The organism is Bacillus sp. AFS055030 (assembly GCF_002574545.1).
In the GTDB taxonomy this organism is placed as follows: Bacteria; Bacillota; Bacilli; order Bacillales; family Bacillaceae_G; genus Gottfriedia.
Map to the genome: position 1 here is coordinate 164191 of NZ_NUGT01000009.1, position 22832 is coordinate 187022.

Annotated in this window: 25 protein-coding genes; 7 read left to right on the plus strand and 18 right to left on the minus strand. The window is 33.4% G+C overall.

Features of this window, described 5'->3' with window-relative positions; all coding sequences use genetic code 11:
- Positions 1 to 387: 387 nt before the first annotated feature.
- Complete coding sequence (locus CN925_RS04050) at positions 388 to 1056, minus strand: response regulator transcription factor (protein WP_098844979.1); 669 nt, start codon at positions 1054 to 1056, stop codon at positions 388 to 390.
- Between the two features lie 21 nt (positions 1057 to 1077).
- Complete coding sequence (locus CN925_RS04055) at positions 1078 to 2217, minus strand: sensor histidine kinase (protein WP_098844980.1); 1140 nt, start codon at positions 2215 to 2217, stop codon at positions 1078 to 1080.
- A gap of 167 nt (positions 2218 to 2384) precedes the next feature.
- Between CN925_RS04055 and CN925_RS04060 the strand changes: the two genes are divergently transcribed.
- A complete protein-coding gene (locus CN925_RS04060; RefSeq protein ID WP_098844981.1) occupies positions 2385 to 2930 on the plus strand; it encodes a CcdC protein domain-containing protein in 546 nt (181 codons plus the stop codon).
- Positions 2931 to 3000: 70 nt separating this feature from the next.
- Here CN925_RS04060 and CN925_RS04065 read toward each other — a convergent pair whose 3' ends face one another.
- On the minus strand, positions 3001 to 3699 hold the full coding sequence (locus CN925_RS04065; protein ID WP_098844982.1) for an aspartate/glutamate racemase family protein: 699 nt from the start codon (positions 3697 to 3699) through the stop codon (positions 3001 to 3003).
- 368 nt (positions 3700 to 4067) lie between these two features.
- Here CN925_RS04065 and CN925_RS04070 point away from each other — a divergent pair, with 368 nt between their 5' ends.
- Entirely contained in the window at positions 4068 to 4559 is a 492-nt protein-coding gene (locus tag CN925_RS04070; RefSeq protein WP_098844983.1) for a DinB family protein, read from the plus strand.
- A gap of 318 nt (positions 4560 to 4877) precedes the next feature.
- On the opposite strand, the gene CN925_RS04075 is transcribed toward CN925_RS04070, so the two are convergent.
- On the minus strand, positions 4878 to 5270 hold the full coding sequence (locus CN925_RS04075) for a spore coat protein (protein WP_098844984.1): 393 nt from the start codon (positions 5268 to 5270) through the stop codon (positions 4878 to 4880).
- Positions 5271 to 5694: 424 nt separating this feature from the next.
- Between CN925_RS04075 and CN925_RS04080 the strand changes: the two genes are divergently transcribed.
- The 3 genes from CN925_RS04080 to CN925_RS04090 all read left to right on the plus strand — a co-directional run bounded on the left by CN925_RS04080 (position 5695) and on the right by CN925_RS04090 (position 7843).
- Entirely contained in the window at positions 5695 to 6330 is a 636-nt protein-coding gene (locus CN925_RS04080) for a pentapeptide repeat-containing protein (protein WP_098844985.1), read from the plus strand.
- 42 nt (positions 6331 to 6372) lie between these two features.
- Positions 6373 to 7215 carry an RCC1 domain-containing protein gene (locus CN925_RS04085; RefSeq protein WP_098844986.1) on the plus strand — a complete coding sequence of 281 codons (843 nt, stop codon included), beginning with the start codon at positions 6373 to 6375 and terminating at the stop codon, positions 7213 to 7215.
- Between the two features lie 109 nt (positions 7216 to 7324).
- Positions 7325 to 7843, plus strand: a complete 519-nt coding sequence (locus CN925_RS04090) for a cysteine hydrolase family protein (RefSeq protein WP_098844987.1) — start codon at positions 7325 to 7327, stop codon at positions 7841 to 7843.
- Positions 7844 to 8002: 159 nt separating this feature from the next.
- Here the strand turns inward: CN925_RS04090 and manA are convergent, their stop codons facing one another.
- From manA to CN925_RS04140, 10 genes are all read right to left on the minus strand, one after another.
- Positions 8003 to 8947, minus strand: a complete 945-nt coding sequence (gene manA / locus CN925_RS04095; RefSeq protein ID WP_180232836.1) for a mannose-6-phosphate isomerase, class I — start codon at positions 8945 to 8947, stop codon at positions 8003 to 8005.
- 23 nt (positions 8948 to 8970) lie between these two features.
- Positions 8971 to 9843, minus strand: a complete 873-nt coding sequence (locus tag CN925_RS04100; protein WP_098844989.1) for an ROK family protein — start codon at positions 9841 to 9843, stop codon at positions 8971 to 8973.
- Positions 9844 to 9869: 26 nt separating this feature from the next.
- Complete coding sequence (locus CN925_RS04105) at positions 9870 to 10457, minus strand: hypothetical protein (protein WP_142339183.1); 588 nt, start codon at positions 10455 to 10457, stop codon at positions 9870 to 9872.
- Positions 10458 to 10491: 34 nt separating this feature from the next.
- Positions 10492 to 11100, minus strand: a complete 609-nt coding sequence (locus CN925_RS04110; protein ID WP_098844991.1) for an MFS transporter — start codon at positions 11098 to 11100, stop codon at positions 10492 to 10494.
- A 277-nt stretch (positions 11101 to 11377) separates the two neighbouring features.
- Positions 11378 to 12439: a BtaManbiosPhlase gene (locus tag CN925_RS04115; protein WP_098844992.1), complete on the minus strand. Its 1062-nt coding sequence runs from the start codon at positions 12437 to 12439 to the stop codon at positions 11378 to 11380.
- A 35-nt stretch (positions 12440 to 12474) separates the two neighbouring features.
- Positions 12475 to 13419 (minus strand): MTP-1 family protein, encoded by a 945-nt coding sequence (locus CN925_RS04120; RefSeq protein WP_098844993.1) that lies wholly within the window; start codon positions 13417 to 13419, stop codon positions 12475 to 12477.
- Positions 13420 to 13424: 5 nt separating this feature from the next.
- Positions 13425 to 15026 (minus strand): glycoside hydrolase family 13 protein, encoded by a 1602-nt coding sequence (locus CN925_RS04125; protein ID WP_098844994.1) that lies wholly within the window; start codon positions 15024 to 15026, stop codon positions 13425 to 13427.
- A 24-nt stretch (positions 15027 to 15050) separates the two neighbouring features.
- Positions 15051 to 15881 (minus strand): carbohydrate ABC transporter permease, encoded by an 831-nt coding sequence (locus tag CN925_RS04130; protein WP_098844995.1) that lies wholly within the window; start codon positions 15879 to 15881, stop codon positions 15051 to 15053.
- Positions 15868 to 16746 carry a carbohydrate ABC transporter permease gene (locus CN925_RS04135; RefSeq protein WP_098844996.1) on the minus strand — a complete coding sequence of 293 codons (879 nt, stop codon included), beginning with the start codon at positions 16744 to 16746 and terminating at the stop codon, positions 15868 to 15870. Before CN925_RS04135 ends, CN925_RS04130 begins: the two co-directional genes overlap by 14 nt.
- Entirely contained in the window at positions 16746 to 18068 is a 1323-nt protein-coding gene (locus CN925_RS04140; protein WP_218937216.1) for an ABC transporter substrate-binding protein, read from the minus strand. The genes CN925_RS04135 and CN925_RS04140 overlap by 1 nt, the downstream gene beginning before the upstream one ends.
- A gap of 449 nt (positions 18069 to 18517) precedes the next feature.
- On the opposite strand from CN925_RS04140, the gene CN925_RS04145 reads away from it, so the two are divergent.
- Positions 18518 to 19537 (plus strand): substrate-binding domain-containing protein, encoded by a 1020-nt coding sequence (locus CN925_RS04145; protein WP_098844997.1) that lies wholly within the window; start codon positions 18518 to 18520, stop codon positions 19535 to 19537.
- Positions 19538 to 19743: 206 nt separating this feature from the next.
- Here the strand turns inward: CN925_RS04145 and CN925_RS04150 are convergent, their stop codons facing one another.
- From CN925_RS04150 to mobB, 3 genes are all read right to left on the minus strand, one after another.
- Positions 19744 to 20391, minus strand: a complete 648-nt coding sequence (locus CN925_RS04150; protein WP_098844998.1) for an MOSC domain-containing protein — start codon at positions 20389 to 20391, stop codon at positions 19744 to 19746.
- A gap of 122 nt (positions 20392 to 20513) precedes the next feature.
- The gene (gene modB, locus CN925_RS04155) at positions 20514 to 21170 is read right to left on the minus strand and encodes a molybdate ABC transporter permease subunit (RefSeq protein WP_098844999.1); all 657 of its coding nucleotides are present in this window, start codon (positions 21168 to 21170) and stop codon (positions 20514 to 20516) included.
- A gap of 42 nt (positions 21171 to 21212) precedes the next feature.
- Positions 21213 to 21746: a molybdopterin-guanine dinucleotide biosynthesis protein B gene (gene mobB / locus CN925_RS04160; RefSeq protein WP_098845000.1), complete on the minus strand. Its 534-nt coding sequence runs from the start codon at positions 21744 to 21746 to the stop codon at positions 21213 to 21215.
- Positions 21747 to 21952: 206 nt separating this feature from the next.
- Here mobB and CN925_RS04165 point away from each other — a divergent pair, with 206 nt between their 5' ends.
- Entirely contained in the window at positions 21953 to 22300 is a 348-nt protein-coding gene (locus CN925_RS04165) for a Na-translocating system protein MpsC family protein (RefSeq protein WP_098845001.1), read from the plus strand.
- A 41-nt stretch (positions 22301 to 22341) separates the two neighbouring features.
- Here the strand turns inward: CN925_RS04165 and moaC are convergent, their stop codons facing one another.
- Positions 22342 to 22824, minus strand: a complete 483-nt coding sequence (gene moaC, locus CN925_RS04170; RefSeq protein ID WP_098845002.1) for a cyclic pyranopterin monophosphate synthase MoaC — start codon at positions 22822 to 22824, stop codon at positions 22342 to 22344.
- Positions 22825 to 22832: the final 8 nt, after the last annotated feature.

A 22832-nucleotide genomic window follows, 5' to 3' on the forward strand; every position in this document is an offset into this window, starting at 1 on the left:
AAAATCTTGTACAAAATAGTTTATCGTCTAGAACAAACTCATACTTTTGGCCATTTAATATTATATCTATTTAATTAGATTAATTTTATGATCACATTTATTACCGAATCTATCTAACGAAGATTTTCCACAACAGATTATTACTGACTAAGTCAACCTTATCTAATTACTTCTTCTAGATTTACATTTATTCTAAAATTTTCACTTTTCAATTCGAACCCACTTCTCCTAAACTGCCTTTTCCACTTTTTTTCCGAATTGATTTTAAAAGTAATACAAGCCATTTTGAAAATTTCATTTAGATAGATTTCGGTCCACATAAAGTAGGTGTTATCTCAGAGAGAAGTAACATCTACTTTTTATTTACATTTCTAACCACTGACCTTCTTATTTCACCATTCCATTTCTAAGTGCTGTCACGACTACTTGTGTTCGGTCTTCACAACCAAATTTTTGTAATATACGGTGAACATGTGATTTTACAGTACCTTCCGTTATAAATAATTTTTTACCGATTTGGTCATTTCGAAGTCCATACGCCATTTCCTGGAGGATTTCTTGTTCACGATCGGTTAGTTTCTCGATTAAAATTGTTTCACCTTTCTTACCCGGTACAGTAAATCCAGAAACAATGGCTTTAGAAAGTGCATTTGCTGCTAGAGTTGTTTTAAAAATCGCTTCACCTCGATGTGCAAACCGAATAGCATCAAGCATTTCCTCAACTTCAGCATCTTTTAATAAAAATCCTACAGCTCCTGATCGAATTCCTTGATAAATATATTCTTGATCATCAAATGTAGTTAAAATAACAATTTTCGTCGAAGGTAATTGTTTCATTATTTCTTTTGTAGCATCTATTCCTGAAAGATTAGGCATTTGTATATCCATCAGAATAACATCTGGGCGTGTTTCTTTAGCTAACTTGATTGCTTCTATTCCGTCGGATGCCTCACCAATTATGTTCATATCATCTTGTAAATTTATTACATAACGAAAGCCTTGCCTTATCATTGTTTGGTCATCAACTAGTAAGACTTTTATTTTTTCATATGACATACTTACTCACCCTTCCTCAAGTCACAATGGTATTTTTGCAATGATTTCAAAGCCATGTGGATATACAACTGAATACGAAAGACTACCATTCATTTCTTCTAATCTTTCTCTCATTGATTTCAATCCAAATCCTTCACTAATTTTTTGAGCATTATCTAAATCACCATTATCCCTAACGGTCATATTGATGCTTTCAGATTCCTTTTTCAGTACAACATCTAGTTTAGTGGCTTGAGAATGACGTATAACATTTGTAATTGATTCCTGTAAGATTCTAAACAGTATTTTGTATACCGCGACGTCTAATTCAACATCACCAATCTCCGCTTTAAAAGAATATTGAATAGAGGATGAGGACTCCATATGTTTCAGTAAAGTTTCCAATGTGTCAATTGCCGATTGTGGAAGTTCATCAGCAAGTGAATGAACAGATCTACGAATATCATCTAACCCTTTTCGAGCAACTACTAACATATCTTTTAAACTTTGTTCGGCTTGATTTGGATCCTTTTTTACCATATATTGTACAGCTTGTATTTGAACGATAATTGAAGTTAAACTATGACCAACCGCATCATGAATATCTCTTGCAATTCGATTTCTCTCTTCTAAAATTGCATTTTGCATAACAGTAGATGACGCTTCTTGTAATTGACTATATGCTTTTTCTAAATTAATAACATATTGTTTATTCAATTCATACATTTCATTCCGCTGCATTCTATTTCTAATATTTATATAAAAAATAATTGAGAATAAACTATATGTAAAAACGTTTAATAAATCTTGGTGTCCAAATCGCGTATAGATTAAAGCAATGACAATCATAACGATAATTGATGTAATCGGGGTCCTTGATAAAGTTGACCGAGTAATCGTTATGTGTAACATAAATGCTAAAAAATACAAAACATTTATTTCTTTGAACAGTATTAATCCTACCAATGCTTCAATCATCATAACACTAAATGCAATCACTAAATTTACATTCGACCATTTATCTTTAGGAATCAATAATACACATGTAAAAGTAACCCAAATCGTTAAATATAGCGCAGTTTTAAAAGGTGATCCACTAAATAATTCTCCAGTGTACATGAAAATTAAAATAATAATAGCACCTATGATTGGTCTTAATAAGAAGACTTTGTCCTCCTTCAAAATAAACAACCTCCCCTCATTTACTTATAATTTTAAACAATATTCTTCCTGTTTTCCTCTATCTCTAGTTATAGACTTCATGATCAAATTTCTATCAAGTAGAAGTCGATTCAACATTAATAAAAGAATATCATTAGAACATACAAAACAAATTAAGGAGAGAATCTATGAATCAACAATATGTTATTATCGGAATCATTATTTTACTTTTAGTTTATCGGATCTTTAAAAGGGTCCGTAAAAGTATCGGATGGCAGCAATTGAATAGGAAGAAAATGTATTTCAGTACAGTTATCTTTTTTATAATTGGAACGCTAATCTTATTACAAAGTGGTTTTAAACCAATTATTTTAACATCAGATATAGTTGGTATTCTAATTGGAATTGGGCTTGCTTATTTCGCTTCAACCAAAACAAATTATGAAAATAGGAATGGCGCATGGTTCTTTAATACAAATATTTGGATTAGCTCCACTGTCACACTACTATTCTTCGGTCGTTTAGTTTATCGAATTTATGATCTTTATTTAATTGAAAAACTAAATGGATTACAAAATGATGTTTTATCTAACAGATTACAAAGCATGGCTTCTGGATGGTCTGCTGGGCTAATGCTGATCATGTTTGCCTATTATATCGTCTTCAATTTATTCATGATTAAAAAAGAGAAAACACTTACTCAAGCAACCAACGATTTCCCTATTAAAAATTAATTACTTGTATTGTTTTTTCATGGAAATATAAATACCCACAAGGAACTATACATACCTTGTGGGTTTCTTGTTATTGACGATCTAAAGCAAAATCCACCGCATTTTCAGCATGAATTCTTGTTGTATCAAAGACAGGAATACTGCAATTTTCCTGAGAGATTAACATCGTTATTTCAGTACATCCTAAAATAACCGCTTCCGCTCCTTGTTCAATTAAATGATTGATTATATTTAAATAAACTTGCTTAGATTCCTCTTTTACAATTCCAAGACAAAGTTCTTCATAAATAATATGATGGATCACTTTTCTTTTTGCTTCATTTGGGACAATAACATCTAAACCAAACTGCTCAATTAATCTTCCTTTATAAAAATCATGCTCCATTGTAAATGCAGTTCCTAACAAAGCAACTTTTTTAATTCCATTATTTACAATTTCTTTAGCAGTTGCATCAGCAATATGTAATAAAGGTATATTGACCGATTCTTGAACTTCCTTTGCCATCTTATGCATCGTATTCGTACAAATAACAAGACAATCTGCTCCACTATTCTCCAGCTTTTTAGCAATATCAATCATCATTGTTGTTAATTCATCCCATCGATCCTCGAACTGAAGCGTTTTAATATCTTGAAAATCGACTGAATACAATATGCTTTTTGCGGAGTGATGACCGCCAAGTTTTTCTTTTACACGTTCGTTCATAATTTGATAATACAGTAAAGAAGACTCCCAACTCATACCACCAATCAGACCAATTGTTTTCATTATTATTCACTCCAATTTATTTAAAATTTTTACTCATCTGCTTATCTTAAAAAATCAAGATATGAAATGAACACGTTCTATATAAATTTAACAACTTTTATTATCTATTAGTTTAACAAGGAAATTTAAAGAGAACTATAGGTATTATTTTAGTAATACTATTGAGTCAAGATATCCAACAAACAATTTCTATAGTTGCAAAAATTTGTTTTTTTCTTCCAGTACATGGCATAGTAGTTAAATAAAGAACTGAAATTAAATTTTTTCGCACACCTTCAAATCATCAATTAAGGATTGGTTCCTTTTAGTCTGAGTTTGCTTTCACTGTTCTTTTAATCTGGAAATTACATAGAAGGAGGACATACAACTTGAGTAAAAAAGAAATCTTACAAAGTGGAGTCAAGCAAGTTTTTTACGAAGAAGAATGGTACCCGCCAATTTCAGAAGCGTTAAAGAATCTAACTGCTGCACAAGCATGTTGGCAACCAGAAGGAAAAGCCAGTAATACAATTTGGGAAAATGTAAACCATTTACTATTCTTTAAAGAGCGCTTACTTTCACGCTTACAACAAGATAATACATTTGTTGCTCACAATAATAATGATGAAACGTTTGTCCAAGGCAGACCGAATGATGATAATGCCTGGAAACAAACAGTAAAACGAACACTTCAAGTTCATGACGCCTTACAATCTACATTAGCATCCTTAAACGAGGCCGAACTAGATCAACCCAAACCTTCACTACCAGTTTGGCAACAATATCAAAATATCCTTTTACACGACGCCTATCATACTGGACAAATTGTACAACTTCGTAAACTCCAAGGTTCATGGCCAGCTCGGCGCCCAAATTTATAACGATGATTAAAATTAGCTAAAATTCACCCATAGCTTTTAAACAAATAACCAATTTCTCTGTAAAATTGAGAAATTGGTTTTTTTGTCACTTCATTCTTCTCCTTGAAATTTTTTCAAACGAAAACAAAAATACCACCTACTTTTATCGGATTGGATAAAAATAGATGGTATTAAAATCAAAATATGGTTAACTTTTTTTGAAGACGAAAGGTTAAAAGCGGCATCAAAAAAAGTTATAAACCTAAGCAAAATCATTTAACAAATTTGAATAAGAGGTTTCGGACGAAAAAATTTTGTCCTTTTCTTCTCCAAATCGTATTAGCCGAGTTTTGCTACTAATTGTGCTAATAATTGAATTGCTGCTTGAATAACTGCTTCAATTTGCAATTCAGTTTGTGTGACAACAATTCCATCTGAATTCTCAATGTAAACAGATTGTGATTGTAATTGAAGATTTTCTAAGGATTGAGCAACTTTTTGCAATTGACTAACTCTTGGATCATCAGCAAATAAAAGAATGACAGCTTCAATTGCAGCTTGTAGTGAAGCTTGTACTAAAACTAAAGCCTGAGCTTCAGTTTGAGCAACTGTAATCGTGTGTGAATCACGAACGACTAATCTTTGAAATTCTGCTTGTGCATTTTCTATTCTATTAAAAGATCTTTGTCTTTCTGCTACACTAGCACTAGTAACTGGACGGATCGGATACATTAAATCAACTCCTGATAGTTTTAATATAATTTATTCAAAAAAGATAATGTAGATTGGACAAGCATCCTATTATAAATATGGAAGTTTTAATAGATTTCGATTAGAAAAATAGATTTACATTAAATTTTATTAATATTAGTAGCGAATTTGATAATAGAGTTCATGTTTCTAGTATTTATTACGATTGACACTTTAGAAATGGTAGACTACAAAAGGGTCATATCAAAAATGGATTATAACGAAAGTAGCTTTTCATTTTAAAAATGGTACACTTCTTCTTACTATACAAATAAAAGACCCGCTATTTTGTACACAGACCGAATAGAATTAAAAGTCTTTTTTTTAAAATTAAAGTTCCTTATAGTAATTAGTAGCAAATCGAATGGATAGTAGTTTATCCACCTATTTAAGGAGAGGAATTCCTATGAAAATCGATACACCTTCAATCCCGAAAGAATTAATCACTAGAAACTTTTATGACATTTTTTATGAAGAGGACCCAGAATTAGGAATGTGCGAAATCTCTGGCTCCGTTTTTGAAAATGAAGTTGTAGATCGAGTATATTTATATAAAGCAGTCATCAAGAATTGTAAATTTACGAATACAGATTTGAGAAACATTAGTATGACTGATGTATATTTTGAAGACTGTGATTTATCAAATTGCAATATGAGAAACTCTTCCATCCACAAAGTGATTTTTAAGAATTGTAAATTATTAGGCGCAAATTTGACGGAATCTAGCATTGGAAATGTACAATTTGAAAATTCTGTTTTAAATTTATCACTGTTCGGAGAATCAAAACTAGAAAAAGTAATTTTTAAAGACTCTGTTCTAAAAAACACTGATTTTTATGATTGTAAATTCAAAAAAATTGATTTTAATAGATGTAATATTGATGGAGCAAATTTTGAACAAACATCTTTAAAAGGGATTGATATTAGTAGCTCTACTTTTAACGAATTAGCTGTTTCAATTAGTAATTTAAATGGCTGCAAAGTTTCATCAAATCAAGCCGTTCAATTTGCAACATTGATGGGACTAAAGATTGTTGATTAGAAGCTAAGTAGATGAGTTGTAGTTAATGGGAGGGAGTTAAAAGTGAAAAAGTTTCCTAAAGACACAATAGTAGCTGGTTATCGACATTCCGTCGGACTTCATTCTGATGGTACGGTTTATGCAGTAGGTGATCATAAATATGGCAAACTAGAAGTTAACGATTGGAGCGATATTGTGGCGGTTGCTGCGGGTAACGCTCACACGGGTAATTCTCATACGATTGGATTAAAAGCAGACGGAACCGTTGTGGCTGTGGGATGGAACAAGCATGTACAATGTGATGTAAGCAACTGGCGTGAAATTGTGTCGATTGCAGCTGGTTGGCGTCGTTCAGTCGGGCTAAAATCAGATGGTACGGTTATTGCTGTAGGTCGAAACAACGATGGTCAGTGCAATGTAAATGATTGGCACAGCATTGTGGCTATTTCGGCAGGTGACTGGCATACTGTCGGACTTAAATCAGATGGCACCGTTACAGCTGTGGGCAATAATCGGTATAGCCAATCCAAAGTAAGCAAATGGCATGAGATCGTGGCGGTTGGGGCAGGGTATCTTCATACCATCGGATTAAAGTCGGACGGTACGGTTGTTGCTGTAGGACTGAATAAAGATGGTCAATGTAATGTTAGCAACTGGCACGACATAGTAGCAATCTCAGCTGGAAGTAATCATACGATTGGACTAAAGGAAGACGACTCTGTTATAGCTGTCGGATTAAGTAGGCATGGCCAATGTAATGTAAGTGACTGGTGCGATATTATAGCAATTTCAGCAGGTTGTACACATACTCTCGGACTTAAATCAGATGGCACAGTTATTGCTACAGGTAGTAATGAATTTGGTCAATGCAATGTAAGTAACTGGCACAGTATCCAATTAAATTAAATAAGCAACAATTTTCTGAAAATAACCCTTCTCCTCTACTGCTAATCATGATATATTTTCTTCTAGAAGGTGTAAAAAATAGCCAATTTTCTAAGGGGAGATTTATTAAATGAAAAAAACAGCTCTTTTAGTAATCGATGTTCAGGCTTTTATGTTTTCCGAATCTAATCCGGTTTATAATAGTGAAACATTATTAAATAATCTAAACAAATTGATCGATAAAGCAAGAGCTACGAATACGCCGATATTTTATATACAGCATTCTGAAGAAGATTCTCCACTTGAATATGGTACACCTGGTTGGGAAATTCAGTCAGATATTGCTCCAATTGATGGAGATATCATTATACATAAAACAACACCAGACTCTTTTTTTAAGACGAATTTAAAAGAAGAGTTGGCAAAACTTGAAATTAACCATTTAGTTATGGCGGGAATTCAAACGGAAATCTGTGTTGATACTACGACTAGAAACGCCTTTGGAAATGGCTATGAAGTTACACTTGTTACGGATGCTCATAGTACTTGGAATTCAGATGAGCTTACGGCCGAGCAGATTATTAAACACCATAATGAGACACTGCGCTGGCTAGCTGAACCTAAAACTACTGATGAAGTTAAATTTTAAAAGGCAGCTAATAAGCTGCCTTTTAGACTGTTCGAAAATCACTTGCTTTCTTCATTGCTTCGCCTATCCTTGTTGTTCTAGTTCTTTTGTATTTTAAAGCAAACGTTTGCATTCATTCTGAAAACCCTCTGAAGCGACGCCTTTATTTTTCAATATTTTTTAGGTATGCGAAACAATTATTTCACAATCTCCATCTAAAACAAATTCCCCAAATCCAACAGGAATGATAAAGTTCGAGCCTTTTGTTAAATGATACTCTTCTCCGCTATGGATTAGTTTTCCATTACCGTTTATTACACTTAATAGTAAATATTGATCATTATAGGTTAAATAAGCCTTTCCAGTAATATCCCATTTATAGACAGTGAAAAATTCCGAATCTACAAATGTATTAATCTTTATATTTTCTTTTTCTTCCGTCTTACATTCGACTTCTGGTTCTTGATGTGGAATTGTTGTGACATCGATTGCTTTATTTAAATGAAGCTCTCTTAAATTTCCTTCATGGTCTTTTCGATCATAATCGTAAACCCGATAAGTTGTATCAGAGCTCTGTTGTGTTTCTAATACGAGCGTTCCTTCACATAATGCATGAATCGTTCCACTTGGGACATAGAAAAAATCCCCCGGCTTAATTTTTACTCGGCGAAGTAAATTTGACCATTTGCCTTCTTTAATTTGACTAATTAGTTCCTCTTTTGTTTTAGCGTTATGGCCAAAGATCATATGCGCATCTTCTTTACAATCAAGAATATACCAACATTCTGTTTTACCAAGATCACCATTTTCATTCACTTTTGCATAAGAATCTTCGGGATGAACTTGAACGGATAAATCCATATTTGCATCTAATATTTTCGTTAATAGTGGGAAAACCTCATCCTTTGGGTGACCAAATAACTCCGGTTGCTTTTCCCATAATTCATTTAAGGTAATCCCTGCAAATCGTCCATTTTCAATAATAGATGCTCCATTAGGATGAGCTGAAATTGCCCAACATTCACCTGTATTTTCATTTGGTATATCATAGTTAAAATCGGATTTTAAAGCTGTTCCACCCCATATTCGTTCTTTAAATACCGGTTTTAAAAATAATGGTTGCATGCTAATTTCCTCCTATAGGCTATTTATACTAGTGCATTTTTATTTAAAGCATTTTGTGCAAGCATAAGAGCTCCAGTAATTCCAGCATGATCTCCTAAGCCTGGTGATACGATATATTCAGATAACTCTGGTAAACTAACATAATCGCAAACTAGCTCATTCAAATATTGATAGATCTTATCGAAAACTTGCTTTTGATTCATAACTCCCCCACCAAGGACAATCTTCTTAGGTGATAAGATTAAAATATATTGCATAAGTGCTTGTGCAATGTAGTATCCTTCTAAGTCCCAAACCTCTTTTCGATTGACAAGGCTTGCACCACTTTCTCCAAAACGGGCTTCAATAGCTGGACCAGAAGCTAACCCTTCTAAACAATCACGGTGATAAGGACATTTTCCTTTGTACTGATCTAGTGGATGTCGTCTTACTAAAATATGCCCCATCTCAGGATGAGTAATGCCTTGAAGCAACTCGCCATTAACAATGGCACCAGCACCTATTCCAGTACCAACTGTTATATAAAGACAGCTATCTAAACCCTTCGCTGCTCCAAACATAGCCTCACCTAATGCCGCTGCATTCACATCCGTATTAAAACCAATTGGGACTGAAAAATGGCCTTTAAATACTTGAAGAAAAGGATAATTCTTCCACTCTTTTTTTGGTGTTGAAGTAATATTTCCATAGGTAGCGCTTTCTTTATTCACATCAATTGGACCAAACGAAGCAATTCCTATTGCTCGTATTGGAAACTTATCGAAAAATTCAATCACCTTTGGGATCGTTTCATCCGGTATCGTTGTCGGAATTTGAATTCTCTCAATTAAATTTCCATTTTCATCTCCAATAGCACATACAAACTTTGTTCCCCCTGCTTCGATTGCACCTAACATAAATTTTCCTCCCATGTATCAATTTTTTATATTTCCTTTGAGTGAAGCATGGCCTTATTGATTGGTTTCTTCCAAATCAAATGAAGAATTGGAATCATTACTACATAGATAATTGGAAAAAAGCTAAATGAAATTGGTAAAAGTGCTTCGAGATCGAAGTATTTACCCATGACTAGAAAAATAAATACCCCTATCAATCTCCCAATTCCAAGCGGGATTTCTCGAATGATAATATAATCTAAGCGTTTAGCCTTATAATTCGGATCTCTTTCAATTGATTCATAAATCATCGCATTCATAGATGTATTGATCATATTCATTGCAACTGGAGAGACAATTCCAAAAATAACTAGTGAAATAAGGTAAGGTAAAGAAGAAATTAGAAAAGAGCTCAGCAGTATACAGATCGATCCAGCAGCAAAAATCTTCATTCGATCGTTTTGATTCGTTAGTTTAGCTAAAAAATAAAATGCTAAAACGACAACAAACTGTGTTCCAGTATGATAGATTCCGAGATTTAATTCCCCACCAGCTATTTTGAACGTCATCATCGTAATTAAAAAGGTTGTGTACACCCCAGATACTATTCCATCTGAAAACATGACTAAGTACATCTTTTTCCATTCTTTTGAAGGATTTTTTACAACTTCAAGAAAATGACTTTTTTGCAGAAACAGGTTTTCCTTTTACCTTTAAAGAAGTCAAAAAAGAAATAAAGAAGAATACGCAAGTACCAGTAAAAATGACATAGTATCCTGTCATTCCATTAAATTGGGAAATAATGATTCCGGATAGAAGAGGTGCGATTCCCCCTCCGATTGTCATTAAGATTCCTTGAACATATAAAAACTTGTCTCTTTGTTCATTAGTCGTTAAATCTAAAACAGCTAAATGAACGCCTACATAATACAAACTCATTGCTAATCCATTTAAAAATCCTAGTAATAAAATATGCTCGTTCAAGGTTGAATGGTAAAGTAACATAATTAAATAGGTAATTAAGTAACAGATAAATCCTAATCGCATCGTTATCATTGGACTCGTTTTTCTAGCTATCCAGGCACAAATACCAAAGCAAAAGATAATGGCAACTGACCAATATAGGCTAAAATAGGCTAGTAGTGAGTATGTTTTATCAAGCTTCCATAAAAATACACTTTGAAAGATTCCTGATAAGGCTCCTCCAAAAGAAAAGAAAGTATTCATCAGTAAATAGAACTTTAATTCTGCAGAAAAAGATTTAAAAATTTGAAGCATTAATCTATTCCCCTCTATTAGGAGCGGCTATTTACAAGAACGACTAAAACTAATCAAAAGTAAGCTAGTTCCCCGCATTTAGCTACCTCTGTATATAAATCCGATAACTTTTTAGTCGCATTTCTCATTCAATAGTTTCAACTTCCAACTCATTTTTCGATAAAAAAGGATGCATAAAGCAAGAGTCGTTTACACTGTTCAACAAAGTTTCATTTCGTTAAATTTGGCGTAAATTTCTATTCCTTGGTTTATGTCATCCTTTCTACAAACGTTCTGTTTATAAATAAGTTAATGAATCTAGTATTTCTTTTAAGCTTAATTCAGCGCATGCCATTGAAGTATCTGCCACACCGTAAAACATTTTAACAACGTCCCCTTCAACTAGTGCTCCACATGAAAAGACTACATTTCCAAAGAATCCTTCTACTTCATAATCTGCTTCTGGTTGAAGGATTGGTTGGTTAGAGCGAGCGATAATTTTAGTAGGGTCCTCTAAATCTAGTAAAACGGCACCCATGCAATAACGGTGATCTTCCGTCGCTCCATGATATAATTCAAGCCAACCTTTTTCTGTTTTAAATGGAACAGCTCCACCTCCCATTCGAGCACTATCCCACATACCTTCTCTTAAGCCTAATAGATGTTTATGATTTCCCCAGTGTAGTAGATTAGGAGATTCAGCAATCCAAATTTCTGGTTCGCCGATACTTTTCGGTACCGGTCGGTGAAGTGCATAATATTTCCCATTAATTTTTTCAGGGAAAATTAATACATCTTTATTTTCAGGTGCAAAAATCATTCCGTGACGCTCAACTGTTACAAAATCTTTCGTTGAAACCATTGACTCACCAACACCTACAGGTGAAACAGCACTAAAATAGATATAGTATGTATCACCAATTTGAGTAATTCGTGGATCTTCAATCCCGAAAGACTCTAATTCATTTGAAGGGTATAGAAATGGTTTTTCATCGATCGTAAACTGGTGCCCATCTTTACTACGAGCAATCCGTAAATACGAAAGTGAAGTTAAGTATTTAAAGCCTTGTTTATCATTATTTTCACTAATTGTACGTACATCTGAAAAATCATATTTTGGATCATTTACATTAAACTCTAAAATTTCAAGTTCATTTGAAGTTGGATTAAAGACAGGTGATTTAATGATGTTAGGATCTTCACTAATTGGGCGTTCTGCAACACGTAGAAGCATAATAATTTCATCTTTAAATTTTGCAATCCCTGCATTAAATGCGCCGATTACTTCAAAATCAGGACGATGTGGTTTTACACTTTGTGGTGTTACTAATGGGTTTTCTTCATATCTATATACATTCATTTTTATTAGCTCCTTTGTTGGCGTATGATTAGTACTTATTGTTCGAATTGTAAAAATGGATCGACCATCGTGATTTTTTGAGCATCTGCATCACTTATTCCGGCATAAAGTTCAGCTGTACCATTCCAATGACGAACCAATCCCCCGCTGAATACAACATCAATTAAGTCTGGGCGCTTTGAAGGACCAGGTAAAAATTGACTTCTTGTCGCGATTAATTCCATCTTTGAAAACGCTCCTGTTTGGGGATCAAAACCAAATATCATTGGATAATAATGACGATTTCCTTCCTCATCAAAACTAGCAATATGACCTAGCACACCAATCTTTCCATTCGATAAAAGATGAGCTTCATTTGCTCCGCCCCACTGCTCTTCAATAAATTGATTTTCAAGTAATGGCGCATTATTAATTACATCAATCGTTAATTCTGAAAGTGATGGAATCGTTGTCCAACCAATTTTTCCTCTGCCGCCTTTTTCACCTTGTGGTCTAGTTAAAACACCGATTGTTTTATCTTTTAACTCAACTAAACGGAGATCTTTCATACCATCTGGACCTTTTGCAAATTCCTCTAACTTTGCGATTGAATCACCTTTGTAAAAAACAGTTCTCCAGCCTAATTCCCCATCTTTTTCTGGATGTGGAAAGATTTGTACTCCTCCTACCACTAGTTCTCCAGCGATTCTTGTAAAAAATGGATCTTGTAATTCAAGAATTGGTGACTCTTCCCTACGTACCCACTCTCTATTTTTTTTAACGAAAAAATAAACAACTGAATGCTCACTATCACGAGATTCGACCCGGCCAGCAATAACAAGCTCACCTTCGTCTTCAAAAGGAGCACTGATATTATAAACATCATTATTTCCGACTCCAGTAAAAACAATTTTTTCTGGATTAGTTGGTTGCATTTTCGCCGTAAATTCAAGAATTAACTCTTCACAAGTTTGAGCATTTTGCTTCTGATTAAATGTCATTCTCCTTATTCCCCTTTTAAAATTAATGCTTCATTTGGTAAAACCTTTATATCCTTGGTAATCTCTAAATCAATACGTTTAGATGAAAGTAGTAATTTAAGTTGTAATTGTGTAAATGAATCTAGTGTTATTAATTTGGGTTCATTTGAAAAATTTAAAATCACGATCATTTTTTCATCTTTATACGATCGAATAAAATAGAGTAATTCTTCTTCATACTTTAATAATTCGTACTGACCTAATTGCAATGAAGTATGCTGTATTCTTAGTTTCAGCAAGCTCTTATAATAAGAAAGCATTGAATTTGAGTCCTGTATTTGATTTTCAACATGAATATCAAGCGTTTGACTTGGTATTGTGATCCATGGTTCAACAGTGGAAAAACCAGCATTAGCTTGTGAATTCCATTGCATTGGTGTTCTAGATTTATCTCGTGATTTCTCATTGGCTACTTTTAATGCTTCAACTTCCGAATTTGTCGATTGCATTATTAATTCGTATGCGGTCAATCCTTGAACATCCTTCATTTTTTTTATGTCATCAGTAGTCCAATCTCGCATGCCAATTTCATCGCCATAATAAATAAATGGGACACCTTTAGCTGTAAGCATCAATGTAGCTATTAGTTTTGCTCGCTTTTCATCTCCGCCAAATCTTGAAATAAAACGGGACATATCATGACTTGAGAAAAACAATGTTGGAATTTGATTTTCATCATAAGCTTCTTCCATTTCATATAATTGTTGAAAAATCTTGTTTGAATCAAACTCTGAAATACTTCCAATATTAAAATTAAAAACAACATCTAATTTATGAACGCCTGAATAGTCTTTAAGAATTGATAAATCTTCAGATCCAACTTCCCCAACTAAAAACTTATCTTCATAGCGATTTACAAACTCGGCTATTTCAGAAATGACTGGTAGGATTCCTTTTTGGTCTTTATCATGTAAATGAAGTTGCTCATTCTTTTTATGATCATTTGGATTATCTTTAAACGAATTATTTACCTTTAAAAAATTGATGACATCTAAACGAAAACCATCTATTCCTTTTTGAAGCCAAAAGTCCATTACATCAAACATCGCTTTTTTTACTTCTGGATTTGCCCAGTTTAAATCGACTTGTTCTTTTGCAAATGCATGATAATAATATTGGTTTGTGATTTCGTCATATTCCCAAGCTGTTCCACCAAAGAACGATTCCCAGTTATTTGGTTTATCTCTCCAAATATACCAATCTCGTTTTGGATGATTTCTAGTGGATTTTGATTCTTTAAACCATTGGTGATCAGAGGATGTATGATTTAAAACTAAATCAGCAATAATACGAATTCCTCGTTTATGTGATTCTTTGATAAATAATTCAAAGTCCTCCATCGTTCCATAATCCGGATCAATTGAATAGTAATCTGAAATGTCATAACCATTATCAACTTTAGGAGATGGGTAATACGGAGTTAGCCAAATTCCACCGATACCTAATTCTTTTAAATAATCGAGTTTAGAAATGATACCAGCAAAATCCCCAATGCCATCACCATTACCATCCATAAAGCTCGGCATATAAATTTCGTAAAATGTAGTTTTCTTCCACCAATTTGCCATTATGTTAGAACTCCGATCCATGAATTACTTAAGTGTAAATTGCATACCTTCTTTAAACTTTTTAGCAAATAGTAAGAAGATAATAATGATAGGTATTGTAAGTAATACTGCTGCTGCATACATTGGTCCTGGGTAACCGCCATAAGGTCCAAACATTTGAGATAATAAAACGTTCAGCGTTAGCATATTGTCACTCTTTGCAACTAACATGTCCCATAAAAGCTCAGTCCATCTTTCCATAAATAAGAAGAGGAAAATAACAGTTGTGATTGATTTGGACATCGGCAGAACAATTTTAAACATGATTTGCCACTCACTAGCCCCATCTAATTTTGCTGCTTCAATAAATGTTTCAGGAATAGCTTTGAAAAAGTTTGTGTACATAAAGACTGCCCATAAGCTCATTGCTTTTGGCAATATCATTCCCCAGTATGAGTCATACATCCCAATTTTTTGAATGACAAGGAATGTAGGGATTAATAAAATAATCGCTGGGAAAAACATTTGAAATAAAATAAAGTTATTAATAAAGTTTCTTCCTTTAAAAGGAATTTTAGCAAGTGCGTATGCTACCATAACCGCTGTCACCATCATTAATAATGTAGAGGCAGCTGATACAAAGAAACTATTAAAAAAAGCATTGATCCAAGGCCTTGGTATTGCCGATTCACCGCCAGCTAATAACCAGCTATATGATTTCAAAGTAAAACCTGTTGGAATTAATTTTCGGTCCACTTGATTCCAATCAGCGAATGAGTTTAAAACCATATAAATATATGGAAAAATCATAACTAGTAAGAGAATCGAGGCAATCAGGTAACGAAACCATAGTCCTTTTTTCTTAATTCCAACCATTTCGTTTTCCCCACATTTCTAAAAGTTTTCGAATAATAAAAATTGATATAAATGTTACTACAGAGGCAATGATCGCAATGGCAGATGCATAACCAGCTTGAAGATTTGAGAATGCTCTCGTAAAGATTTCCATTTGCCATGTATTCGTTGCGAAATTCGGTCCCCCACCTGTTAATTGGTAAACCTCTGTGAAAATACCAAATGTTACACCGATTGATAAAATTAGGACTGTAAATAATGCTGGATATAATAGAGGAAAAGTAATTTTCCAAAAACGTTGCATTGGTGTTACCCCATCAATTAAGGCTGCCTCATAAACTTCTTTATCGATGCTATCAAAACCGGAAGTTAAAATTAATGCATAGTAACCAGTAAATTTCCAAGCAATAATAACCGCTACAGTGAATAAAGCACCAAACGGCGACCCTAACCAGTTAATGTCTAAACCAAATGAATTTCTTAAGAATTCATTAATCGGGCTGTTGTATGAAAGCAATCCTTTTACAATTAATGAAGAAACTACACCTGATGCTAGATACGGAAGAAAAAATCCGATTAAAAATAAACCTTTAAACTTTGGTAAACCTTGAACGATTAAAGCCACAATGATTGAAGATGCTACAACCATCGGTACAAACAGTGCCATAAACTTGAAAGCAACGAAAAATGCGCTTTGTACACCAGGACTCTTAAAAGCTTCTGTATAATTTTCGATTCCAACAAAGCTAAACGTTGGAGCGATTAAATTCCAATCAGTCAGTGATAGAAACAACGACCACACTAGTGGTATTAGGAAAAAAACTATTGCATAAATAAGATAAGGACTGGCAAATAGCCAGCCCAACCTTCCTTGTTTCGTGCTCATCACTTAAGAGCCCCCTCAATAGCCTCTTTCATGTCTTTCCATGCAGATTTAGAATCTTTTTCACCTTTTACTACAGGATTGAATGCATATTGGCCAATATAAGTTTGAATATCATTGTATTTTGCGTTATCCATTGGCGGGATCGCATTAGGAACGGCTGCTGCATATGGTTGTAATGCTGGATTTTTATCAAAGAACGACTTAAATGTATCATTTGTTGTTAAATCATCACGTGCTGGTGGTAAGTTCGTTTTCTCAAGCCATTTCAAATCATTTTCAGGATTTGAATACACCCAATTGATAAACTTCATCGCTGCTTTTTGTTGCTCTTTTGTAGCAGAAGCATAAATTACTAAACCTTTTGTATCTGCGAATGTTTTAACATTTTCAACAGACATACCATCTGGAACCGGTGGTGTAGATAATGTATATGTCTCATTAAATTTCATATTTGGGAATTTATCTGCCCAATATGAGATTGTCCAAGGGCCAATATCAGTAAAGATACCTAATCCAGTTTCAAATGGATCTTTAGCTTGTCTAGTCAGTAGTGCATTTGATTTACGTAAGTCATTCATGAAATTAAAAACTTGCTCTCCGGCTTTCTTATCACCAGTAAATTTAGAACCTTCTACGAACTTGTTACCTTCAGATGCCGCATCATATAACATGAAAAAGTCGAACCACCTTTTCCAAGCTGTAGGATCTGCAAGATCTGCTTTTGCCCAAACATATTTATCTGGATATTTTTCTTTTAATTTTTTCGCAACCGCTAACATTTCGCTATACGTTTTAGGTGCCGTGTTAAATCCTAATTCTTTTAAAATATCTAATCTCCATCCAAATAGCATTGCATTTGAGTAGATTGGTATTACGTATTGGTGATTGTCAGCAAACTGCCAACCTTTCATCGTATCGTTCATATGTCGATTTTCTTTCAACTTGTCAAAGCCATCTAATTCATCTAAAGGAACAAGTGCTTTACTATCAGCCAACTGTGCAGCAAATCCTCGATTAATATTTTCAGACATTGTCGGAGCGCTTCCACCTGCAATGGCAGATTGAATACTAGCTTCAGATGTTGGACTTTCCTTCATTGGACTTACATTTACTTTGATACTAGGATTCTCTTTCGTAAACTGTTGGGCTACATCTTTCCAGTACACTTGTTGAGTCGGATTTGGTGCCGCCCAAAATTCAATTGTCGTTACCCCATCTTTTGCTCCACCTTTTACTTCCTTATTACCTGTAGAACAAGCAGATAAACTAGCAACAGATAATGAAGCTGCTAATAAGACTGATGATACTTTTTTCATTTTCATCTGGTATTTCCTCCAATGATTAAGATAGAATCAAAACTCTTTTCAAAAGAAAAACACGTGGACTAATTTTTATAAACTATGTAATTTCAATCATCTGGAAGCGCTAACAAATACTTGAATAAAAGTATAATAGTTGTTAGGCCATTCATAAAAATAGTTATCCGTGCCCTTTATTCATTACTTCTAATTCACAATTAAACATTACAATTAACATTACAAATATACATAAATATTATTCTGTAACGTTATAAACTAACTTATAAGCTGATTATTTCACCTAACTTGATTTTAGTCAAGTTGATTTTTACTATTTTCATATTTTTTTAACAAAATAGTCAATTTACTAACATTACAAAAATTTGCATTGCAATTTTTGTAACGTTACAATATACTTACAATCAATTTTACGATATAATTTAGATAGATTGATTTAGGGGAGAAATTTAAAAATGGAAAAGAAAGTGACAATGCAAGACATTGCGACACGATTAAATATCTCAAAAAACTCAGTATCACAGGCTTTATCCGGAAAACCTGGTGTTAGCGAAGAAACAAGAAAGCTGATCCAAGATACTGCAGATGAATTAGGTTATTCTTATTCAACTATTCGTACTCAAAAACAAGTTGAAGAAAAAAAAATCAAAACAATTGGATTAATTGCATCTGATCTTGCGTTTTCTTTAACAGGATTTTTTGGTGAAATTTATTTAAGTGTTCAAAAAGAATTAAAAGCTAAAGACATTAACTTTTTAATCGAATCAATCGATCAGCATTCGGTTGAAAATTTAATTATGCCTACTTTATTAACGAATCAAGAAATTGATGGATTATTAATCTTGTCTCATATTAATACTGACTACACTGCGAAAGTAATAAAATCCGGGATTCCTACCGTACTAATTGATCACCATGAACCATTCCTTCATGCTGATTCAATATTAACAAATAATCGCTTTGCTGCTTTTACAGCTGTAGAGCATTTAATTAAATTGGGACATAAAGAAATTAGTTTCGTTGGAGATGTAGACATTTCACCAAGCTACCAAGAAAGATTAGAAGGATATTTTTTAGCTCTTAAAAAATATGGAATAAAACTTGATGAAAATCTACTATTAAATCACGCTAAAGAGGAACAGTCCCATATAATAAATTTACTCGATCAATTTTCAAAACAACCTACAGCCTATTTTTGTGTAAATGATGGACTTGGTTTTCTAATTCAAACTGAATTACAACGAAGAGGATTCAATGTACCAGAAGACATATCTGTATGTAGTTTTGACAATGGCCAACTTTCTCAAATTGCAACACCAAAAATGACGACAATGGATGTCGATTTAAACTTCTTCGGTAAAAAAGCAGTTGAACAATTATGCTGGAGAATTGAAAACAAAGACGAGCCAATCCATGAAATCTTATTGCCTACTAGACTGATTATTAGGGAATCGACTGGTGAATTAAGAAAATAGGAACGTTAGAGTTTAAAGGAATGGAAACTTAAAACTGATCAACAACATCCTTACTTCATTTTGAGGTAAGGGTGTTTTTTACTATAAATTTTCGATTTACATGCTTAACATAAATGCTAATTAGTCGTACAAATAGAAAGTAACTAAACTTAAATAAAAAAAGGATAGAAAAACAGAAATAACTGTTTTTTTCTATCCTTAGTCTTTTAAACTAAACCATCCAAACGCTTATTTAACCGAATTCTCCAATCCTCAGCTAACTCAGGAACTTCCAATATCGCTTTTATTCCTTCAACATTTTTTGGATCATGGAAATAAATCTCGTTGCAATGAAGAACCGAAATTTTATTCTTTTGCGTTTCGATTAATTCTATTTTCGAATCATTTCTGACTGTTCCCTCTTTTAATACACGGCATAAGTAGCCTGTAAAACCAGTTTCTACGATTCTCTTAAGTGCTACATTCGTTCGTTTTGTAATGGTGTCACAAGGTATTCTACTTTGTGTAATTTGTATAATTGCATCACCCATTTGGTAGACATCACCAATGTGTACGTCTTTTTCTAACATATTTGTGACAGTAATATTTTCGCCAAATGCTGAAAGTGGTAAATTTAGATTAAACTCTTTTTCCCAAAGTGCGTAATGTTCATATGCATACACACATACAGCTCGATCTGGTCCACCGTGATGTTTTAAATCAGCTACTCCATCACCTTTAAAGCCTTCTTTTGATAAGTAAACTTCTTCTATCCCTTCTTTACATATACCTGTTATCATTTCTTTGTTTTCGCCATATTCCATTTTACTCGGTAATCCTACTGCAAGATTAATTAACTCTATTTTATTTGCCATGCCTTCCTCCCTTTCTTTTTTAGTTTCTACTGTTTACATTCTGTTTTATTTTAGTAATAAAAAGGAAAAACATCCTACATATGGCATTATAAATTCACGAAAGACAATACTAAACTAAAAAATCATTTTTGTTTTAACTGTACAACAAACAGCATAATAAACGAAATTAAAATCATTGAAAGCACCCATAACCAGGCCATTTTCATATTTCCTGCATCTATTGCTAAATAAATTGCTGTTGGAACAGTTTGTGTTTTTCCTGGTATGTTTCCTGCAAACATAAGTGTAGCACCAAACTCGCCTAATACTCTTGCAACGCTTAATATACTACCTGAGATAATCGATTTTAATGAGAGAGGAATTGAGATCAAGAAAAAAACATTCCATTCGTTTGCACCACAAACTCGAGCAGCTTCTTCAATCTCATTGTCTACACCAAGGAATCCAGTTTTTGCAGATTGATACATAAGTGGGAACGCTACAACTATTGATGCAATGACAGCGGCCCACCATGTAAAAACAATTGGCTGTTTAAACAACCATTCGATCATTTTTCCAACGAAGCTTTGTCTTCCGAAAATGACTAATAGTAAAAATCCTACAACTGTAGGAGGAAGAACTAAAGGTAACATTAAAATTGTTTCAAGGAGAGTCTTACCTTTGAAGGTTTTCAAAGAGAGAATTCTTCCAACTATAGTCCCTAAAATAATAACAATAAATCCTGCCACGATTGTAACCTTAAGGGAAATCTTAAGGGGAATTAAAAACTCTTCAAACAATTAAAATTCCTCATTTCAACATAAACCATATTTTCAGTTTTTTTAATCATCTATGAAATTACCTTTTGAAATTTCATTCATCAAGAAATCAAAATAAATATCTTCATTACAAAGTTGGAAATATTGATAATCTTTCAATCTACCCTCTTCAATTTCAAAATGGCTGATCACACAGATTATATTCGTTAATGAATCGAGTAATTTTAAATCATCCTCACTTCTTATTAATACTACTTTTGGATAACTTTCCCTTTTATAACCTTCAATAAAAATAATATCAGGTGAAAAAAGACGATATAATTGAATTGTTTTCTTTAAATCCCAATTGATAAAATTTGTTCTTAATTGCAAGACTCCATCACCTTCAACACTAGAAACGATTGCTCCAGCATCTAAATGACGACTACTGTCTTTTTGTTCGATTTCTGTATCAGGCGCACCCCCGTGACCATGATGTTTTATAGTGGCAGCTACTAGTCCTCTTTGATTGGCCTGTTTAATAAGCTTTTTTGTAAGTGTTGTTTTTCCACTATTTTGATAGCCTACAATTTGCAAAATGGAATAGTTTTTTTTCATCGCTTTCAATTCCTTTTTATGAAATACTTTTATTATAAGTTAGCCTACTGAAAAAACACCATTATACAAAAATCGAATCGATTATTGTATTGATGGTGGAGCATTGTAATTAAGTCTTTAAAAGACGTTCACTAAAAGTTTTCTTTAATTTTTCGAATCATTGCTTTATGATAAAAAAAACAAAATGAATGCAAGGGGTATAGATAATGTCTAAAGTTATCCATGAATTTAACGACTATATACGAAAACTGCGTAAAGAATTATTTGGTAAGGGCCCTGAAAGAATCCATACTGTTTTTGTTGAAAATATGGCTGTATCAACTTTGTATGGGAATCTGACACCTACTGAGCTATTTATTGCTCAAACTTCTGAAGGGCGTGATATTGTACATAATGCCAGAACTAAGATGATTCAAGATGTATATGCAAAAAATCATCCGGTTAAGTTAGAAGAAATCGTTAATGCAAAGTTTATCAATCTTTTCTCGGATATGAAAGTTGAAGAGGATCTTGCGATTTCAGTTTTTGTGTTTGATAAAAACTTAATTGATTAGATAGTAGAAGCTACTAATCAATTAAGCTTTTTTTGCCGATCTTATTTATGGAAAAAGTCGCCGCTTTTACCACCTTTTTTTTGCACTAAAAACGTTTCTTTTATGACCATACTTTTATCTACAGCTTTACACATATCGTAAAATGTAAGGCCAGCTACACTTACAGCTGTAAGTGCCTCCATTTCAACTCCAGTTTTTCCAGTACATTTCACTGTCGCACGAATAATTAAATCATATCCATTTGGTGCCTCTACATATTCGAAAGTAAAATCAGTTCCTGAAAGTGCGATTGGGTGACACATTGGAATAATGTCTGAAGTTTTTTTAGCTCCCATAATTCCAGCGATTTGTGCAACATTTAGTGGATCACCTTTTTTAATTAATCCATTTTGAATGGCTTCATATAACTCCGTTGAGATTGAAATTGTACTCTGCGCAATTGCAACTCTTGTCGTAATGTCTTTTTCTGATATATCGACCATTTTAGGTCTTCCTTCTTCATTCCAATGTGAAAATTCACTCATAGAAGTCC